This window comes from Arthrobacter nitrophenolicus, from assembly GCF_045833485.1.
GTDB classification, from domain to species: Bacteria; Actinomycetota; Actinomycetes; order Actinomycetales; family Micrococcaceae; genus Arthrobacter; species Arthrobacter nitrophenolicus.
The window spans coordinates 441,096-459,395 of record NZ_CP174504.1 but is presented as its reverse complement, the minus strand read 5'-3'; the positions used below and the strand labels follow the sequence as shown (position 1 = coordinate 459,395).

General features: G+C 67.0%; 20 protein-coding genes and 1 tRNA gene. 13 read left to right on the top strand and 8 right to left on the bottom strand.

Annotation, left to right across the window (positions count from 1 at the left end; translation table 11 throughout):
* Positions 1-90: 90 nt before the first annotated feature.
* Both mshD and ACJJV6_RS02140 read right to left on the bottom strand, forming a co-directional pair.
* The gene (gene mshD / locus ACJJV6_RS02145) at positions 91-1,062 is read right to left on the bottom strand and encodes a mycothiol synthase (RefSeq protein WP_407709823.1); all 972 of its coding nucleotides are present in this window, start codon (positions 1,060-1,062) and stop codon (positions 91-93) included.
* Positions 1,063-1,095: 33 nt separating this feature from the next.
* A complete protein-coding gene (locus ACJJV6_RS02140; RefSeq protein ID WP_133345752.1) occupies positions 1,096-1,794 on the bottom strand; it encodes a response regulator transcription factor in 699 nt (232 codons plus the stop codon).
* Between the two features lie 334 nt (positions 1,795-2,128).
* On the opposite strand from ACJJV6_RS02140, the gene ACJJV6_RS02135 reads away from it, so the two are divergent.
* The 6 genes from ACJJV6_RS02135 to ACJJV6_RS02110 all read left to right on the top strand — a co-directional run bounded on the left by ACJJV6_RS02135 (position 2,129) and on the right by ACJJV6_RS02110 (position 7,588).
* Positions 2,129-2,896 (top strand): permease, encoded by a 768-nt coding sequence (locus ACJJV6_RS02135; RefSeq protein ID WP_407709822.1) that lies wholly within the window; start codon positions 2,129-2,131, stop codon positions 2,894-2,896.
* A 173-nt stretch (positions 2,897-3,069) separates the two neighbouring features.
* Positions 3,070-3,678, top strand: a complete 609-nt coding sequence (locus ACJJV6_RS02130) for an FABP family protein (protein WP_009357116.1) — start codon at positions 3,070-3,072, stop codon at positions 3,676-3,678.
* A 16-nt stretch (positions 3,679-3,694) separates the two neighbouring features.
* Positions 3,695-4,417: a flavodoxin family protein gene (locus tag ACJJV6_RS02125; protein WP_407709821.1), complete on the top strand. Its 723-nt coding sequence runs from the start codon at positions 3,695-3,697 to the stop codon at positions 4,415-4,417.
* Positions 4,418-4,527: 110 nt separating this feature from the next.
* Positions 4,528-5,610 carry a YgfZ/GcvT domain-containing protein gene (locus tag ACJJV6_RS02120; protein WP_407709820.1) on the top strand — a complete coding sequence of 361 codons (1,083 nt, stop codon included), beginning with the start codon at positions 4,528-4,530 and terminating at the stop codon, positions 5,608-5,610.
* Positions 5,610-6,014, top strand: coding sequence for an ankyrin repeat domain-containing protein (locus ACJJV6_RS02115; protein ID WP_407709819.1), 405 nt, complete (start codon positions 5,610-5,612; stop codon positions 6,012-6,014). Before ACJJV6_RS02120 ends, ACJJV6_RS02115 begins: the two co-directional genes overlap by 1 nt.
* Before the next feature lie 56 nt (positions 6,015-6,070).
* Positions 6,071-7,588 (top strand): DHA2 family efflux MFS transporter permease subunit, encoded by a 1,518-nt coding sequence (locus tag ACJJV6_RS02110; RefSeq protein ID WP_407709818.1) that lies wholly within the window; start codon positions 6,071-6,073, stop codon positions 7,586-7,588.
* Here ACJJV6_RS02110 and ACJJV6_RS02105 read toward each other — a convergent pair.
* The 5 genes from ACJJV6_RS02105 to ACJJV6_RS02085 form a co-directional block, all read right to left on the bottom strand.
* A complete protein-coding gene (locus ACJJV6_RS02105) occupies positions 7,550-8,266 on the bottom strand; it encodes a GNAT family N-acetyltransferase (protein WP_407709817.1) in 717 nt (238 codons plus the stop codon). The genes ACJJV6_RS02110 and ACJJV6_RS02105 overlap by 39 nt on opposite strands.
* A 44-nt stretch (positions 8,267-8,310) precedes the next feature.
* Positions 8,311-9,336 carry an ATP-dependent 6-phosphofructokinase gene (locus ACJJV6_RS02100; RefSeq protein WP_009358329.1) on the bottom strand — a complete coding sequence of 342 codons (1,026 nt, stop codon included), beginning with the start codon at positions 9,334-9,336 and terminating at the stop codon, positions 8,311-8,313.
* A 167-nt stretch (positions 9,337-9,503) separates the two neighbouring features.
* Entirely contained in the window at positions 9,504-9,761 is a 258-nt protein-coding gene (locus ACJJV6_RS02095) for a PspC domain-containing protein (RefSeq protein WP_009358328.1), read from the bottom strand.
* 3 nt (positions 9,762-9,764) lie between these two features.
* Complete coding sequence (locus ACJJV6_RS02090; RefSeq protein ID WP_407709816.1) at positions 9,765-10,073, bottom strand: hypothetical protein; 309 nt, start codon at positions 10,071-10,073, stop codon at positions 9,765-9,767.
* A gap of 1 nt (position 10,074) precedes the next feature.
* Positions 10,075-11,649, bottom strand: a complete 1,575-nt coding sequence (locus tag ACJJV6_RS02085; protein ID WP_407709815.1) for a PspC domain-containing protein — start codon at positions 11,647-11,649, stop codon at positions 10,075-10,077.
* A gap of 125 nt (positions 11,650-11,774) precedes the next feature.
* On the opposite strand from ACJJV6_RS02085, the gene ACJJV6_RS02080 reads away from it, so the two are divergent.
* Together ACJJV6_RS02080 and ACJJV6_RS02075 are read left to right on the top strand one after the other, a co-directional pair.
* Entirely contained in the window at positions 11,775-13,193 is a 1,419-nt protein-coding gene (locus ACJJV6_RS02080; protein ID WP_407709814.1) for a PspC domain-containing protein, read from the top strand.
* Entirely contained in the window at positions 13,190-13,870 is a 681-nt protein-coding gene (locus tag ACJJV6_RS02075) for a response regulator transcription factor (RefSeq protein ID WP_009358324.1), read from the top strand. The genes ACJJV6_RS02080 and ACJJV6_RS02075 overlap by 4 nt, the downstream gene beginning before the upstream one ends.
* Positions 13,871-13,951: 81 nt before the next feature.
* Here ACJJV6_RS02075 and ACJJV6_RS02070 read toward each other — a convergent pair whose 3' ends face one another.
* Positions 13,952-15,169 (bottom strand): pyridoxal phosphate-dependent aminotransferase, encoded by a 1,218-nt coding sequence (locus ACJJV6_RS02070; RefSeq protein ID WP_407709813.1) that lies wholly within the window; start codon positions 15,167-15,169, stop codon positions 13,952-13,954.
* Positions 15,170-15,443: 274 nt separating this feature from the next.
* Here ACJJV6_RS02070 and ACJJV6_RS02065 point away from each other — a divergent pair.
* From ACJJV6_RS02065 to rplA, 5 genes are all read left to right on the top strand, one after another.
* A tRNA-Trp gene (locus tag ACJJV6_RS02065) sits at positions 15,444-15,516 on the top strand.
* 83 nt (positions 15,517-15,599) lie between these two features.
* Positions 15,600-15,884, top strand: coding sequence for a preprotein translocase subunit SecE (gene secE, locus ACJJV6_RS02060; protein WP_009358322.1), 285 nt, complete (start codon positions 15,600-15,602; stop codon positions 15,882-15,884).
* A gap of 114 nt (positions 15,885-15,998) precedes the next feature.
* Positions 15,999-16,802 carry a transcription termination/antitermination protein NusG gene (gene nusG, locus ACJJV6_RS02055; RefSeq protein WP_407709812.1) on the top strand — a complete coding sequence of 268 codons (804 nt, stop codon included), beginning with the start codon at positions 15,999-16,001 and terminating at the stop codon, positions 16,800-16,802.
* Positions 16,803-16,930: 128 nt separating this feature from the next.
* On the top strand, positions 16,931-17,362 hold the full coding sequence (rplK, locus tag ACJJV6_RS02050) for a 50S ribosomal protein L11 (protein ID WP_003803853.1): 432 nt from the start codon (positions 16,931-16,933) through the stop codon (positions 17,360-17,362).
* A 180-nt stretch (positions 17,363-17,542) separates the two neighbouring features.
* A complete protein-coding gene (gene rplA, locus ACJJV6_RS02045) occupies positions 17,543-18,250 on the top strand; it encodes a 50S ribosomal protein L1 (protein ID WP_009358320.1) in 708 nt (235 codons plus the stop codon).
* The last annotated feature ends 50 nt before the right edge of the window (positions 18,251-18,300 follow it).

The following is an 18,300-nucleotide window of genomic DNA, read 5'->3' as shown; positions in this document are numbered from 1 at the left end:
CCCGCGCGGTCTTGTTTCAACCTTACAAGCATTCATTGCCGCGAAACCCTAGATTTCCGGGTACTCCGGCGGACATGTCAGTCGACTGGACTAACCGGCCGCCACCGGCCCGTACATCACGTCCATGTCCCAGCGGGTGAACCCCAGCCGGCGGTACAGGGAAACGGCGGGGGCGTTCTCCGCATCGGTGTACAGCATCACGGCATGCAGGCCCTGTTCCTGCAGGTGCCGGATCCCCGCGACGGTGAGTGCCTTGCCGAGCCCCATGCCCTGCGCTTCCGGCGCCACGCCCACCACATAGACCTCGCCGATGGCAGGGTGTGGTCCGTGCTGCGGGTGCACTTTCGTCCAGTGGAAGCCCAGCAACCGCCCGCCGGCGTCCTCGGCCAGGAGGAAACCTGCGGGGTCGAACCAGTCCTCGGCCATGCGTGCCTCAAGGTCCGCCCGTGTGAGGTTGCCCTGCTCGGGATGGTCAGCGAAGGCCGCCCTGTTGACCGCCAGCCACGCCTCCTCATCCTGCCCCGGAACGAAAGCGCGGAGCGTGACCCCGTCCGGGAGGTCGGCGTCGGGCAGGTCGGCGCCCGCCGTCGTCATCCGCATCTTCCACAGTTCCCGCACCGGCGCGTACCCGTACCGGGCCGCAAGATCCGCGGCGGCCTCGTGGTTGCCGTGGGACCAGGCCTTCAACCCGTCCAGCCCGCGGGTTTCCACCAGGGCACCCACCAGGCGGTCGGCCACGCCCTGGTTGCGGTAGGAGGGGTGGACGGCGAGCTCCAGGATGCCGCTGCCGTCCGGTTCCTCGACCACGACGGCGAACCCCGCCAGGTCCTGCCCCGTGGCGGGATCCGAGTCCTCGTCAGGGGCGTACAGCGCCAGGGTCAGCAGCGAGTGCGCGGCGGAATCGCCGGCGCGCAGGGTCACCAGGGTCTGCTCCGAGATGGAGGGATTACCGTCGGACTCTTCGGCCGCGGCAAGCAGGTCGCGGCAGTCTTTCAGGAGCTGCTGGTCAACGCCGCCTCGGACAACATGGACGGGCCACTTCTCTGGGTGCGCAGGAGTCATGAAGCAAGGCTATACGGGTTGGCGCCCGGCCACTCAGGCCTCGGTGAGCTCGTCTTCCTGCTGCCGCACCAGTGTGAGGCGGTACCCCACATTGCGGACGGTGCTGATCAGGTTCTCGTGGTCGGCGCCCAGCTTGGCGCGCAGCCGCCGGACATGGACGTCCACGGTGCGGGTGCCGCCGTAGTAGTCATAGCCCCACACCTCGGTGAGGAGCTGCTGGCGGGTAAATACCCTGCCGGGGTGCTGGGCGAGGTATTTCAGGAGCTCGAACTCCTTGAAGGTCAGGTTCAGCGGTGCGCCGTTCACGCGGGCCGTGTAGCTGGCTTCGTCGATGACCACGCCGGCGGCGCGGATTTCGCTGGGCGCGTCTTCCTGCTCAGGAACGGCCCGGGCCACCGACAGCCTGATCCGCGCTTCCACCTCGGCCGGCCCGGCAGAGTCGAGGACGATATCGTCTACAGCCCAGGCCGAGGAAACGGCGGCCATGCCGCCTTCGGTGAGGATCAGCACCAGCGGGGCGCTGAGGCCGGTGGCCTTAAGTAGCTGGGTGAGCGAGCGGGCGCCCACCAGGTCCTTCCGCGCATCCAGCAGGACGATGTCGCAGGGGTCTGTTTCGAGCAGGGCGGTGGGCTCGGCGGGAAGGATGTGGACCCGGTGGTTCAGCAATTCAAGGGCAGGCAGGATGTCGACCGAAGAGCCGGTGCTGTTCGTCAGTAACAGGATGTGCGACATTGTTCCTCCAAGGGCCGTCCGCGCATCATTGGGCGACTGAACCGGATTTCCACCGGCCGGTACTGGCTCCCGTGAGGGTTTCCGGCCGGCGTCAAAGGCTGCCGGCCAGCCACCCTGGCAGGGAGCTTAGCTGAACCTTGAGTATACCCGGCACCCCCTGCTGAGCCAGAGATCCACGCGCTGCAACAGGACGTTTTGCGACATAACCCGTTCACATAAGGCAGGATTGAGCCAGGGCGGCACGCCCTGCCAGGAAGGGGCTTTGTCCCCGGTCGACGCCAGGATGGGATTGCAGCGCAGTGAGTGCAGACGCTAAGCAGAGGCAGGGTCCCGCATGACGGCGGATCTGCAGGCACCCGTTCGTTCCCTCGGCTCCTGGACCATCGGCCTGGTGGGAATCGCGGGCCTCGCGGCGATCATCGCCGGCGTCTACACCACCCGGGAAGCCCTGGTGGTCGTGGCCGTCCTGATCGCCGCCGCGGTGGGCATCGGCTGGCCCCACTTCCTGCGGATACCGGCAAAGAAAACTCTCGCCGCGGTCATCGCCCTGCCGGGCGCGGCTGCCGCGATCGCCGCCGCCACGGTACCCGGCCCCGGTTTCCTCGACTGGACCCCGGCGTTTATCGCCGTGGGAATGATGGCGGTCTTCGTGGTGCAGCTCATCAGGGGAACCGGGCAGGCGCAGCGGCTTGAATCAACGCTCGGCTGCTGTGTGGGTGTCCTGCTGTCCTGCCTCGGCTCGGGATGGGTTGCCGGGGCCAGGTTCAACGGCGTGCGCGAGATGCTCCTGGTGGCGGCCATCAGTGCCGCAGTGGCGTTGCTCACAGGACTCATCCGCTGGCCCGACAGTGTGGTCGCGCCGCTCGGCATGGTGCTGGCCGGGCTCGCCGGGCCGCTCGCCGGACTGGTCTTCTCCGACATAGCGGTCCTTCCTGCCGCCATTTTCGGCGTCGTGGTGGGTGCCGTGCTGGCCAGTTTCCGCCGGATGGCCACCCTTCGCGGCGCGCCCCTGAACGTTCCCGCGGCCCTCAGCATGGGGCTGGCGCCCGTCTCCGCGGTGGGTTCACTCGCCTACTTCATAGACAAACTACTCATCTACTAACGCGTTAGGATGGCATCATGTCCGTACTTGCTTTTGAAATCTTCTTCCTTGTCCTGCTCGGCATCGCCAGCATTTCCATGGCCTGGTTCGCCGGTTTTGTGGTCTACCGCCTCTTCAAGGGCCAGAAGTAGACCACACTTTTTCGGAGCTAGCTGTATCTCGAGGTAATTGCCGTGCCCATTGAGATTCCTACAGATCTGACCCCTGAACTCGTTCCACTTTCCTGGCTCATTGGTGAGTGGGAAGGCCGCGGCCGGCTTGGCAGCGGGGACGAGGACTCGGAGCATTTCCTGCAGCACGTTTCCTTCACCCACAACGGCCTGCCGTACCTCCAGTACCGTGCGGAAAGCTGGCTGACCGACGACGACGGAACGCGCCTGCGGCCGCTCACGGTCGAGACCGGCTTCTGGGCGCTGGAGCGCAAACAGCTGGATGCCGACGGCGGCCCGGGCCTGATCCCGGCGGACATCGTGCCCGCCCTGAAGAGCGCCGATGAGGTGGAGGCCCTGCGCAACAGCGAGGGCGGCTTCGACATCTCGGTGTCCATCTCCCATCCCGGCGGCATTTCAGAGCTGTATTACGGGCAGATCAAGGGCCCCCAGATCCAGCTGACCACCGACATGGTGATGCGGGGCAGCCATTCCAAGGACTACAGCGCCGCCACCCGCATCTTCGGCCTGGTGGACGGCAACCTGCTGTGGCGCTGGGACGTCGCAACCGGGGGAGAAGGCGGGAAGGGCCTGGAAGCCCACGCCTCGGCTTTCCTGAAACGGGTTTCATAACCAAAGGAGCGGTGCCGTGGGAACAGTTGAAAGCCCGAAGGACTACAGCGACCTGAAGGCCGTCTTCTTCAACGGCACGCTCAAGAAATCCCCGCAAACGTCCAACACTGACGGTCTGATCACCATCAGCCGGTGGATCATGGAAAAGCAGGGTGTCACCACCCGGGTGATCCGCACGGTGGACCACGATATTGCCAGCGGCGTCTACCCGGACATGAGGCAGTACGGCTGGCAGACCGACGAGTGGCCTGAGCTCTACCCCGCGGTCCAGGCGGCGGACATCGTGATAGTAGCCGGCCCCATCTGGCTTGGGGACAACTCCTCGCAGACCAAGAAGCTGATTGAGCGCCTCTACGCCCATTCCGGAGAACTCAACAGCAAGGGCCAGTGGGCGTTCTACCCGAAGGTGGGCGGCTGCCTGATCACCGGCAACGAGGACGGCATCAAGCACTGCTCCATGAACATCCTCTACAGCCTGCAGCACATCGGCTTCAGCATCCCGCCGCAGGCAGACGCCGGCTGGATCGGGCCCGTGGGGCCGGGCCCCAGCTACCTGGATGAGGGTTCTGGTGGGCCCGAAAGCGACTTCACCAACCGGAACACGACGTTCATGACCTGGAATCTCCTGCACCTGGCCCGGATTCTCAAGGACGCCGGCGGCCTGCCCGCCTACGGCAACCTGCCGCAGGAATGGTCCGCCGGAACCCGGTTCGATTTTGAAAACCCGGAATACCGTTGACTGCTGCCCGGTGGTTGAGCAGTCGAAACCGGAGTACCGATAGAACCCTTGCCGGTGGTTGAGCCTGTCGAAACCGGAATACCTACTGACATAAGGACGTTGCCCCAAGTATGACTATTCCCAGCCCTCTGTTGTCGCGCCGTGCCGCCGTTGAGGCAGCCGGCGCGGACGCCGGCGTCGCGGCCCACTACGGCGAGCCCCTGCGCGAGCAGCGGGCCCTCGCCGCCGGAACCGCCGTCGTCGACCTCTCCCACCGCGGCGTCGTGACCGTAACCGGTCCCGACCGGCTGAGTTGGCTCAACACCCTCTCCTCGCAGCAGGTCACCGGCCTGGCTCCGGGCGAGTCCACCGAGCTGCTGCTCCTCAGCTTGCAGGGGCGGATTGAGTTTGATGCGCGGGTGGTTGACGACGGCGGGACCACCTGGCTGATTGTCGAGGGCACCGAGGCAGCGCCGCTGGCGGAGTTCCTCAACAGGATGAAGTTCATGCTGCGGGTCGAGGTGGCCGACGTCTCCACCGACTGGGCTGTTGTGGGCAGCACCAAAGCCGTCCCGGAATGGTCCGGCCTGCTGGCCTGGCAGGACCCGTGGCCGCATGTCAGCGCAGGCGGCTTCTCCTATGCCACGGTGACCGAGGCCAACCATCCCGGGCTTGAACGTCCCTGGTTTGAATACCTTGTCCCCGCGGCGGCCCTGGAGGAGACGGTTGGAGGCCGGCCTCTCGCCGGCACCCTCGCGGCCGAGGCCCTGCGCGTGGCCGCCTGGCGGCCCCGGATCGGTGCCGAAACGGATGACAAGACCATCCCGCACGAGCTTGACCTCCTCCGTACAGCGGTGCACCTGGCCAAGGGCTGCTACAAGGGGCAGGAGACCGTTGCCCGCGTCCACAACCTGGGGCATCCGCCGCGGCGCCTCGTGTTCCTGCAGTTGGACGGATCGCAGCACACCCTTCCCGCCGCCGGCAGCCCTGTGCTGGTGGGCGACCGGAAGGTGGGGACGGTGACCTCGGTGGCCCAGCACTACGAAATGGGACCGGTTGCGCTGGCAGTCATAAAACGTTCGGTTGCCCCGGATGAGATACTGACGGTTCTGGACGGGGACGAGCCGTACCCCGCCAGCCAAGAACTCATCGTCGCCCCCGACGCCGGCCAGGTGGTGGGGCGCCAGACCGGATTCCTCAGGGGGCCACGCTGATGACTGACAACGCCGCACCAACGGCCGGGACCGACGACGACGCCGTCGCCCTCGCCCATACACTCTTCGAGGCGGCCAGGGAGGGCAACACGGACCTGTTGCGGGCCTATCTTGAGGCGGGCGCCCCGGCCAACCTGACCAACTCCGCCGGGGACTCCCTCCTGATGCTGGCCGCGTACCACGGCCACGCAGATGCGGTGCAGCTTGTCCTCCAGCACGGCGCGGACGCCAACACTCCCAATGACCGCGGCCAGACACCCCTGGCCGGGGCGGCCTTCAAGGGTTACGCGGACGTGGCCCGCGTGCTGCTGGACGCCGGCGCGGATCCTGACGCCGGTTCCCCGTCCGCCCGCGCAGCGGCACAGATGTTCGCGCGCCAGGAGATCCTGGACCTCCTCGGCTAGCCACTGCTTCCCGGTGGTTGACAGGCTCAACCACCGGCCCTGAGAAAGATGACCGAGTGGAAAACGTAGCAAAACCGTGGCCGGCCCTGTGGTCCCTGGTGATCGGGTTCTTCATGATCCTGATCGACAGCACCATCGTCTCCGTGGCCAACCCAGTGATCATGGAGGGCCTGGGTGCGGACATCAACTCGGTGATCTGGGTGACCAGCGCCTACCTGCTGGCGTACGCGGTGCCGCTGCTGATCACCGGCAGGCTCGGCGACCGGTTCGGACCCAAGAAGCTCTACCTCCTGGGCCTGGTGGTGTTCACCCTCGCCTCGCTGTGGTGCGGACTGGCCGGGAACGTGGAGACCCTGATTGCCGCACGCGTGCTGCAGGGCCTCGGCGCCGCGATCATGACGCCGCAGACCATGGCCGTGATCACCCGGATCTTCCCGCCAGACCGGCGCGGGGCGGCCATGTCGGTGTGGGGAGCCACTGCCGGGATGGCCACCCTGGTGGGACCCATTCTGGGCGGCGTCCTGGTGGACGGACTGGGCTGGCAGTGGATCTTCTTCATCAACCTGCCCGTCGGTGTCGTCGGCTTCATCCTGGCGCTGCGGAACGTTCCCGCCCTCACCACCCACCGGCACAGGTTCGACATCCCCGGTGTGGTGCTCAGCGCCGTCGGGCTCTTCCTGCTGGTCTTTGGCATCCAGGAAGGCGAGACGTACAACTGGGGCACCATCATCGGACCCGTCAGCGTGTGGAGCCTCATCATTGCCGGCCTGGTTGTGCTGGCGGGCTTTGTGGTGTGGCAGCGGTACAACAAGGGTGAGCCGCTGCTGCCGCTGGGGCTGTTCCGGGACCGGAACTTCTCGCTCGCCAACCTCGGCATCACGATGGTGGGCTTCACCGTGACGGCCTTCGGCCTGCCCCTGATTTTCTACTACCAGATGGTCCGCGGCCTGACCCCCACGCAGTCAGCCCTGCTGATGGTGCCCATGGCCCTGATTTCAGGCGGACTGGCGCCCGTGGTGGGGAAGCTGGTGGACCGGATCAACCCCAAGTACCTGGCCGCCGGCGGCCTGACCCTGATGGCTGTTGCCCTGGCCTGGAACGCCTTGCTCATGCAGCCCGGAACGCCCATCCTGCTGTTCCTGCTGCCCAGCGCCGTCCTGGGGTTCGCAAACGCCGGGATCTGGGCGCCGCTCAGCACCACCGCAACCCGCAACCTTCCGCCCCGCCAGGCCGGGGCAGGCTCAGGCGTCTACAACACCACCCGCCAGTTCGGGGCGGTGCTGGGAAGTGCAGCCATCGCCGTGCTGATCCAGGCACGACTCGCCGCTGAGCTGCCCGCCGGCGGGCCAGCCGGTGCGACGGGCGAAGGGATGGCCCTCACCGGCACTTTGCCGGAAGCCCTCCACAGCGGGTTCTCGACGGCGATGGCCCAGTCCATCCTGCTGCCCGCCGCGGTGATCCTGGCCGGCGCGGCGGTGGCGCTGTTCTTCGCCAAACCCCAGCCGGTTCAGCACTGGGGCGCGGGAGCGCCCGCATCAGCCAAGGTGGACGCTGGTCTGGATTCCGCCGGCTGAAAGGCCAAGTCTGCGGGCCAGCGCCAGCGCCCCGGTGTTGCTGACGTCCGTCCGCCACTGGAGGGTCAGCCCGGCGGCCAGTGCTTCATGGGCCGCGATGGAGGCGGCCAGCGTCCCGAGCCCCTGCCGTCGCCATTCCGGGTCCACCAGGACACCGAGGTGCGCCAGCAGGCCCTCCCACTCCGCGTAGGCCCCGCAGGCCAGGGGAACCCGCCGTCCCTCTAGCTCGTGGACGATGGTGTAGCGGTTTTCCAGGTCGGAAAGGCCCACCTCGTTGACGTCATCCGGCGGGCACCGGCCCTCAAGTTCGATGGCCTCGGGGTTGCCGTGCGAAACGGTCATTTCCCCTGCCGGCTGCTTGAGCGGCAGGTCGTCCGCAAAGAACAGTGCCGCGGCGCCCAGGCCATGCCCGCCACGGGAGCGGGTCAGGGTCAGGAGGGTCACGTGCTGTGCCATCTCTTCGTCCGGAATGCCCGCCGCGGCGTCGATGACCCACTGCGGGCCCACCAGGGCGGAACTGCCGAAGAGGCGGAGAAACTCCACGGTCCGGGCTGAATCGTCAGCCCGGACCACGCGTTCACCGGATGCAAGGGCTGCCCCGAAGGCGTCGTCATCCAGCCCAAGGCGCCGTGCCCACGCAAGCTGGATGATGGCGGCGGAACCGGGGTCGAGTGTCATGTTCCCAGCCTAGGGCGGCCAGGCCGCTCAACCGAGCAGGCCGCTCAGCCGAAGAGGACCGCGGCTTCGTCGTAGCGCTTCTGCGGCACGGTCTTGAGCTGGCCCAGGGCGTCCTGGAAGCCGACGTGCTCGATGTCCGTACCCTTCAGGGCCACCATGGTGCCCCAGTAGCCTTCCACCACGGAGTCGATGGCGGCCATGCCGAGCCGGGTGGCGAGGACCCGGTCGAAGGCTGAGGGGACGCCGCCGCGCTGGATGTGGCCGAGGATGGTGGCGCGGGTTTCGATGCCCGTGCGGGCCTCCAGTTCCGGTGCCAGCTGGTCGGCGATGCCGCCCAGGCGGGGACGGCCGAAGGTGTCCAGGCCGCGTTCGGAGTGCGGGGTTTCCATGTGCTCCGGGACGAAGCCCTCGGCCACCACCACCAGCGGCGCGCGGCCGCGGGCGTGGGCTTCGTTCACCCATTCGGTGATCTGCTCGATGCTGACCTTCTGCTCCGGGATGAGGATGGCGTGGGCACCTGCGGCCATGCCGGCGTGCAGCGCGATCCAGCCCACGTGCCGGCCCATGACCTCGGCGATCATGCAGCGGTGGTGGGATTCGCCGGTGGTGCGGAGCCGGTCGATGGCTTCGGTGGCGATTTGCACGGCGGTGTCGAAACCGAAGGTGTAGTCGGTGGCGTCAAGGTCGTTGTCCACGGTCTTGGGGACGCCGACGATCTTGAGGCCGGCGTCGGTGAGGCGCTTGGCGGCGGCCAGCGTTCCCTCACCGCCGATGGCGATGATCGCGTCGATTCCCAGCCGGTCCATGTGGGCCTTGATGACCTCGGGGCCGCCGCCGTTGTCGAACGGGTTGGTGCGGGAGGTGCCGAGGATGGTGCCGCCCTGCTTGGCGATGCCGCGGACCATGGTGCGGGGGATGTCGATGATGTCGCCTTCCACCACGCCGCGCCAGCCGTCGAGGAATCCGACGAACTCGTGGCCGTGGATGGCGATGCCTTTCAGTACGGCGCCGCGGATCACCGCGTTCAATCCGGGGCAGTCGCCACCGCTGGTGAGGATTCCAATTTTCATGTTTGGCTCAAATCCTGGGAGAGGGTTTACAGGCAGAGCGCCACGCTGAGCTCATCTAGAAGTGTAGTGGGAGGTGTGGGGTACGACACAAACTGGTTACAAACGCCGCGGCCGCCGGCAACGCAGCAGCCCCTGCCCGGTGGGGGCAGGGGCTGCTGGGAGAGTTGTCAGGGACGGTTCAGCGAGCGCCGGTCCAGGAAGGTCTGGAGCGGGATCACGTTGCGCTGGTCCGGCAGGACCGCCCACGCCAGGAGGTAGAAGACGACGGCGGGTCCCGGCAGCAGGCAAAACACCAGGAAGGCGATCCGGACGTAGGCCACATCCACGTTCAGCTTGGCCGCGATGCCGCCCAGGACGCCGCCGAGCCAGCGCTGCGGGCCGCGTTTCAGGCCGAGGCCCCTGACGATGCTGAAAAACTTGTCCATGGTTCAAGACTTCCCTGTTGTTGGTTCATTGTCACGTTTTCGGGCCGACAGCAGTCCGCCCACCACCAGCGCGGCGCCGGCTCCGATCATGAGCCCGATCAGGACGTAGGTGCCGTTGAGGGTCACGATGCCCAGCTGGGCCACGATGATCAGGGCCGCCAGGGCCAGGACAATCAGTCCCCATACCACCGTGCCCACCCGGGCCGGTGCCGTTCCTGCATCGGTGCTTGCCGCCGTCGGGACGCCCGAGTAGGAGCCAGTGGTCCGGGGTTCGGGGGTCCGGGGCCCGGGGGCCTGGTTGCTGTTGCTCATTTCAGTTGCCTTCCTCGATGGTGACGTTGCTGAACGTGCCGTCGATCTGGACCACCAGGCGGCTGCCGGGCTCGTCGGTGTTGTAGCTGCTTTCGCGGGTGGTGGTGCCGCCGCGCTGTCCGGTCACCTCATTGAGGTTTCCCATGGTCATGTCCGCCTTGATGTCCACGGGCACGTTGTCCGGGATGACCACGGTCACGTTGCTGGCGGTGATGTCCAGCGGGATGACGACGTCGGAGCTGAGCGGGGCGTCGTCGGCCAGGTTGGTGAGGTCCACAGTTCCCCGTCCGGCCGTGACATCGTACCCGTCCTGGGCCTCCGCGATGGTGGCCGGGCTCCAATTGACCTGCTGGAACCGGACCCTGTCGCCGTCGCCCACCACGTTGTACACACCCCCGGTGACCAGCGCGATGACGGCGAACAGGCTCAGGACGCCTGCCGTCCTGCCGCGGATGCCGGCCACCAGGATGCCCAGGCCCAGTACTGCGGCTGCGCTTGCCCAGACGATCGCGTTGGCGGCATCGCCCAGGTCAATCACGTTGGTGACGTCCAGGGCCTTGAGTCCACCACCCACCAGCAGCGCCGCACCCGTTGCGATGGCCACAGCGGGGGCGCCCGGACCCGCAGGCCGGGGCTTCGGCGGCCGCGGTGGCGTGGGGGTGCCGTATGCAGGCGCTCCGGTGCCGCCGCCATAGGTCCCGTCCGCGTAGGAGCCGGTGCCCGGGCCGCTGCCGTAGGACGGCATGGACCCGGAACCGGGGGCGGTGCCGTAGGTTGTGCCGGTGGCGGAGAAGGAGGAGGTGGTGGCACTTCCGGAGTGCCCGGCGTCGTACGTACCGCTGTAGGGACCCGGCTGCTGTCCGGCCATCGCGGGCCTGGCGCCCTTGTTGCGCTGGGACAGGTAGTAGATCAGGTAGATGGCGCCGCCCACCCAGAAGACGGTCCAGAGGAAGCCGCCGAAGCCGTTATGGGTCCAGCCCCAGAAGCCGCCGCCCAGGCCCGTCAGGCCCACGATGATGGCGATCAGGGCGCCGGTCATCCCTGTGGTCCAGCGGCCCGCCCCGGCTTCCTGCACGTGGATCCGGCCGTCCGGTTCGGGGAGGAACGCCCAGGCCAGGCCGTACAGCAGCACGCCGATGCCGGCGAAGAGCGTGAGGACGATGAAGACGCCGCGGATGATCAGCGGGTCCACGCCCAGCCGGTTGGCGATGCCGCTGGAGACGCCGCCCACCCAGCGGTCGGTGCCGCGGTGGATGCCGTGGCCCCGGACCCAGGTGAAGAAGTCCGTGGACTGCGAGGGGGCAGTGGAAGCGTACTGCGGGCCGGGAAGCCCGCCGGACGCCGCCTCATGGCTGCCGGAAGGAATGCTGCCTCCGGGCTGGTAGCCGGAGGCGTTCCGGCCGTCAGCGGGACCGGCGTTATTCCTGTCCGCGTCCTGCGGGGCGGTAGGGCCCGCGGACGGGGCCGAAGTTGGTGGCACGGAGGACGGCAGGGGCTCGGTGGGCCGCTGGCTGCCGGGACCCGGAAGGGGCTCGGTGGGCTGGCCGTCGTCGGGGGAGGGGGTCTGCGAGTTCATACCTAAATCCTCGCGTTTGCGCAGGTCGGCGCTCTACTGGGGGATACCCTGAACCGCCCCTGAGTCACCCCCGGTTGCCGCCGGAATCCGGTCCGGGGAACCCTGATCCGTGCTTGGATTGTTCCATGACAACCCTCCCGGCAAGGCCGCCCCTGGCCCGCAGCAGCGACCGCGTGATCGCGGGCGTGTGTTCGGGCCTGGCGGTCCACCTGGGCTGGCCGGTCAAGAATGTCCGGGTGGCCATGGCACTCGCCTCCCTCGCCGGCGGGGCCGGTCTGGCCTTTTACGCCTGGCTGTGGATCATGGTTCCCACCGCGGACGAGGCCGCCCGGCGCAATGCCCGCCGCCCGGCGTCGCCCATTGCGCCTGCGGTGAGCCAGCCGGCAAATTCCCCGTCCGGGGTGCCGGCTCCTGTTCCGGACCTTTCCGACCGGGGCGCGGGCGCTGGCATAGCGGCCTCACCGGGCGGTGCTGCCGCCCGGGCCGCAACGCCTTTCGAGGACGGCGGCCGGACCAGTGCAGCCCCCGGCTCCGTCCAGCCACCGCCCTGGTTCCGCTTCCGGACCATGAAGTACGGCAAGGAAATCCTGCTGGGCTCCGGCCTGCTGCTGGTGGCCGGCATCATGATCGCGCAGCTGCTGGGGGTGGACGTTCCGCTCGGAACGCTGATCCCGGCCGCGGCGGTCCTGGGCGGCGCCTCCATCGCCTGGATGCAGCTGGATGAAACGCGGCGCGCCGGCCTGGTGGACAAGACGAAGGCCGACCAGGCCGGCGGCTGGGCGCGCCTGGCTGCCGGACTTGCCCTGGTGGTTGCCGGGGTGCTGGTGATGGTGTCCGGCTCCGGTTCCTGGGAGCAGACCTGGCTTGCGCTGCTGGCCTCGGTGGCTGTGCTGGGCGGCGTGGTGCTGGTCCTGCTGCCGTGGGCGCTGAAGTTCTGGCGGGACCTGGAGGCCGAGCGGGCCGGCAGGATCCGCGAAATGGAACGGGCGGAGATCGCCGCGCACCTCCATGATTCCGTCCTGCAGACGCTGGCCCTCATCCAGCGCCGGGCCGGCAACGAGCACGACGTCGTCCGGCTGGCCCGTGCGCAGGAGCGCGAACTTCGCGGCTGGCTGTTCCAGGACCCCGGCCGTGAAGCGGGGCAGTTGTCGGACCGGATCAAGGCGGTCGCCGCGGAGGTGGAGGACCTGCTGGGCAACGCCGTCGAGGTTGTCAGTGTGGGGGACACCGCCATGACCGAGGCACACGAAGCCCTGGTCCAGGCCAGCCGCGAGGCGATGCTCAACGCTTCACGGCACGGCGGCGGCACGGTATCCGTCTACCTCGAGGCCTCGGACGGGCAGGCGGAGGTCTTCATCAAGGACCGGGGCCCCGGCTTTGAACTCTCGGACGTGCCCGAGGACCGGCTGGGCGTGCGGGAATCGATCATCGGCAGGATGAAACGGCACGGCGGCACCGCCACCATCCTCAGCACCGGAACCGGCACGGAAGTGCGTTTGCGGCTGCAGGCGGCAGGCACGGATAACTCGGAAGGGAAACCATGAACACCAGCCAGGGGGCGGCCTCCCGTCCCGTGAACTCCGTCCGAGTGGTCATCGTGGACGACCATGCGATCTTCAGGTCCGGGCTGAAGGCTGACCTTGACGCCAGCATCCAGGTGGTGGGCGAAGCCGCCACCGTGGAACAGGCCATCGCGGTGATCGCCGAGCAGCGCCCGGACGTGGTGCTGCTGGATGTGCACCTGCCCGGCGGGCTGGGCGGTGGCGGGCGCGAGGTGATCGCCGGTTCCGCCCCGCTGCTGGGTTCCACCCGGTTCCTGGCCCTCAGTGTCTCCGACGCCGCCGAGGACGTGGTGGCCGTGATCCGGGCCGGCGCCCGCGGGTACGTCACCAAGACCATTTCCGGCGCCGAGATCACCGACGCGGTGTTCCGTGTGGCCGGCGGCGACGCCGTGTTTTCGCCCCGCCTGGCAGGGTTTGTCCTGGACGCGTTCGGCACCGCCCCCGCCGACATCGCCGACGACGAACTGGACAAGCTCTCGGCCCGGGAACTGGAGGTCATGCGCCTGATCGCCCGCGGCTACAGCTACAAGGAAGTCGCCAAGGAGCTGTTCATCAGCATCAAGACGGTGGAAACCCACGTCTCGGCGGTGCTGCGGAAGCTCCAGCTTTCCAGCCGGCATGAGCTCACCAAGTGGGCCGCCGAACGCCGCCTCCTCTAAACCAAAGTTGCTCCATCACTTTTGGTCCCTAAAAGGGCGGTTTAGGGACCAAAAGTGATGGAGCAACCGGTGTGGGGGGAGTTACTGGGCCTTGCCGAGGAAGTCCTGCAGGCGCTGCACACCGGTGGCCAGGTCCTCGTCGCCCAGGGCGTAGGACAGGCGCAGGTAACCGGAGGGGCCGAACGCCTCGCCGGGAACCACGGCCACCTCAACCTCGTCCAGGATCAGGGCTGCCAGCTCCGCGGAGGTCTGCGGCGTGGCGGTGCCTGACGCCGTCGGGAACTCCTTGCCCAGCAGCGCGCGAACGTCCGCGTAGACGTAGAAGGCACCCTTCGGCGTCGGGCATTCGACGCCCTCGATGGCGTTCAGGCCCGCGACGATGGCCTTCCGGCGGCGGTCGAACGCGACCTTCATCTCGTCCACGGCGGTCAGCGGGCCGGAGACAGCGGCAAGCGCGGCGATCTGCATGATGTTGGAGACGTTGGAGGTAGCGTGCGACTGCAGGTTGGTGGCGGCCTTGATGACGTCTGCGGGGCCGATCATCCAGCCCACGCGCCAGCCGGTCATGGCGTAGGTCTTGGCCACGCCGTTGAGGATGACCACCTTGTCGCCCAGCTCGGGAGCGGCGGTGGCGATGGAGGTGAAGGGGACGCCGTCGTAGGTCAGGTGCTCGTAGATCTCGTCGGTGACCACCCAGAGGCCCTTCGCCGCGGCCCACTTGCCGATCTCGGCCACCTGTTCCGGGGAGTAGACCGAGCCCGTGGGGTTCGACGGCGAGACGAACAGCAGGATCTTGGTGCGGTCCGTGACGGCAGCCTCGAGCTGCTCGACGGTCACCAGGTAATCCTGCTCCGGGCCGGCGAAAACCTCGACCGGAACGCCGCCGGCCAGCCGGATGGCCTCCGGGTAGGTGGTCCAGAAGGGGGTGGGAACGATGACCTCGTCACCCGGATCCACCAAGGTGGCGAACGTGTTGTAGACCGCCTGCTTGCCGCCGTTGGTGACCAGCACCTGGGACGGGTCGACGGCGTAGCCCGAGTCGCGGAGAGTCTTCTCGGCGATGGCCTTCTTCAGCTCGGGCAGCCCGCCCGCGGGGGAGTACCGGTGGTACTTCGGCTGGCTTGCGGCGTCGATGGCTGCCTGCACGATGTAGTCCGGGGTGGGGAAGTCGGGTTCGCCCGCCCCGAAGCCAATCACCGGCCGGCCAGCTGCCTTGAGCGCCTTCGCCTTGGCATCAACGGCAAGGGTTGCGGATTCGGCAATAGCGGAAATGCGTTGGGAAACGCGGGCGGCAGACATGGCAGGTCCGTTCTTCGCTTGCAGCCGTGAGGCTGGAATGTGGGATTCGACGAGTTCTACTCTATGCTGTTCACCGGACCCTTCGGGTGGCCCGTTTTGAATTGTGACTGCCCCGGCAGCTGATCTCAGGACGCGCTGGTGAGGGGCCCGAACGGGCCGGTTTTACGAACGTGCAGATGTTGCGTAGACTGGTTCACCGGTGTTGAAAACACGGATGATGGCGTGCGCCCCAGTTCAAGCTGGCGGATCGTCGTCGGAGTGACATTCACTCCATAGGGTAGTGGCGCAATTGGTAGCGCAGCGGTCTCCAAAACCGCAGGTTGCAGGTTCGAGTCCTGTCTGCCCTGCGCAAGCTGCCCCGGGGCAAAATCCCGGGGCAAGCGCAGCAACCATGGTTCTGATCAGGGCCGGGTAATCCAGCATTGCAAAGATGAGCGAGGACCAGGTGACCGAAACAGCTGCCAGCAGCTCCAAGGGCCGCCCAGCTAAGAAGGACGCCAAGGCAAACTTCTTCGCCCGCATTGCGCTCTTCGTCCGCCAGATCATTGGCGAACTGAAGAAGGTTGTTGCACCAACCCGCAAGGAACTGATCAATTACACGCTCGTGGTGCTGGTGTTCGTGGCCATCATGATGGTCATCGTCAGCCTGCTGGATATCGGATTCGGATCCGCTATCGGTTGGATCTTCGGCGGTTCCGGCTCCACGGACAGCTAAGGCTGCAGGGTCCGCAGGCCGCGTGTTTACTCCGGAAAACCGGAGGGAAACAGCGGCGTGCGGAATTGAGCCATTTAAATAGGCATGTTAGGCAATGAGGAAGCAGGAGACCAAGTGTCTGAGCAGGAGCTCGGGGTAACCGAGACTGAGCTGGAAGAGTCCGCGGACATCACGGCAGAAGCCGGTGACGAGTCTGAGGTTGAGTCCGCCGCGCCCGAATCCGACGCCGCCGGCTCCGACGTTGCCGAGACCAAAGACGGGGAGGGCGACGACGAGCCCGCCGACGCCCTCGCCGCTGCCGCCGCCACCGCGGCCGCCGACCCGGCCGAGGAGTTCAAGGCCAAGCTGCGCCGCCAGGAAGGTGACTGGTACGTCATCCACTCCTACGCCGGTTACGAAAACCGCGTGAAGGCCAACCTCGAGACCCGCATCCAGACCCTGGACATGGAAGATTACATCTTCGAAATCCAGGTGCCGATGGAAGAAGTCGTTGAGATCAAGAACGCCCAGCGCAAGATCATCAACCGCGTCCGCATCCCCGGCTACGTCCTGGTCCGCATGGACCTGACCGACGCCTCCTGGGGCGCCGTCCGCCACACCCCCGGCGTGACCGGCTTCGTGGGCAACGCCCACAACCCGGTGCCGCTGCGCCTGGACGAAGTCTTCTCCATGCTGGCCCCGGTCTTCGAGGAAGAGCAGGCCGAGAAGGGCAAGCCGGTCAACAAGCAGAACCAGGCTCCCGTGGCTGTCGACTTCGAAGTCGGCGAGTCGGTCATCGTCAAGGAGGGCCCGTTCGAGACCCTCCCGGCCACCATCTCCGAAATCAAGCCGGAATCCCAGACCCTCGTGGTGCTGGTCTCCATCTTCGAGCGCGAAACGCCGGTCACCCTGGCGTTCAACCAGGTCACCAAGATCTGACAACCCAAGAATTCGTCCCGGCGCTGCCCGCTTAGCGGCACCGGAACGGCCGGCCGCCTTGCCATGGCGGCCAAAAACCTGAGGCACGCTCCTGTGTCCCAGGACGTTATTGAGAGAAGGACCCTACATTGGCTCCCAAGAAGAAGGTCACCGGCCTCATCAAGCTGCAGATCCAGGCAGGTGCCGCTAACCCGGCTCCGCCGATCGGTCCTGCGCTTGGCCAGCACGGTGTCAACATCATGGAATTCTGCAAGGCGTACAACGCTGCGACGGAAGCCCAGCGCGGAAATGTCATCCCCGTGGAAATCACGGTCTACGAAGACCGTTCCTTCACGTTCATCACCAAGACCCCGCCGGCTGCAGAGCTCATTAAGAAGGCCGCAGGCGTTGCCAAGGGTTCCGCCACTCCGCACACCGTCAAGGTTGCCAAGCTGACCCAGGCCCAGGTCAACGAGATCGCCTCCACCAAGATGGAAGACCTCAACGCCACCAGCCTCGAAGGTGCAGCAAAGATCATCGCCGGTACCGCCCGCTCCATGGGCATCACGGTCGAGGGCTAATACCCCGTCCAGCCTTCCGGACTCGGGCAGTTGACGACGACGGGCGGCACCGCCGGGAAACCGGCACCATCAAAAATTGAAATGTCGGGCATCCGGGCCGAATAACGAGACCGGACCACCGACTGTGGCAGGGCCCAGCGCGGTCCGCAGACCACAACTGCACAAGGAGAAACAAGCAGCATGGCAAAGCGCAGCAAAGCATATGAGGCAGCAGCCGCCAAGATCGACGCGGAGAAGTTCTACGCGCCGTTCGAGGCAGTAACGCTCGCCAAGGACACCAACCCGTCCAAGTTCGACGCCACGGTTGAGGTTGCCTTCCGCCTCGGCGTTGACCCCCGCAAGGCTGACCAGATGGTCCGCGGCACGGTCAACCTGCCCCACGGCACCGGCAAGACCGCCCGCGTCCTCGTGTTCGCCACGGGTGACAAGGCTGAGGCAGCAATCGCCGCCGGCGCCGACTTCGTTGGTTCCGACGACCTGATCGAAAAGATCGCCGCCGGCTGGACCGACTTTGACGCCGCCGTCGCCACCCCCGACCTCATGGGCAAGGTTGGCCGCCTCGGTAAGGTCCTGGGTCCGCGTAACCTGATGCCGAACCCGAAGACGGGCACCGTGACCCCCGACGTCACCAAGGCCGTCAACGACATCAAGGGTGGCAAGATCGACTTCCGCGTCGACAAGCACTCCAACCTGCACTTCATCATCGGCAAGGTCTCGTTCGACGCCGTGAAGCTGGCCGAGAACTACGCCGCAGCCCTGGAAGAGGTGCTTCGCCTGAAGCCGTCCGCTGCCAAGGGCCGCTACATCCAGAAGGCAACGGTTGCCACCACGTTCGGTCCCGGCATCTCCGTTGACCCCAACGTCACCAAGGTGCTCATCGAGGCATAGCCTTTAGCAGCATCCCGTGCCATTCCGGCACACAGGAAGGGACCGCCCGG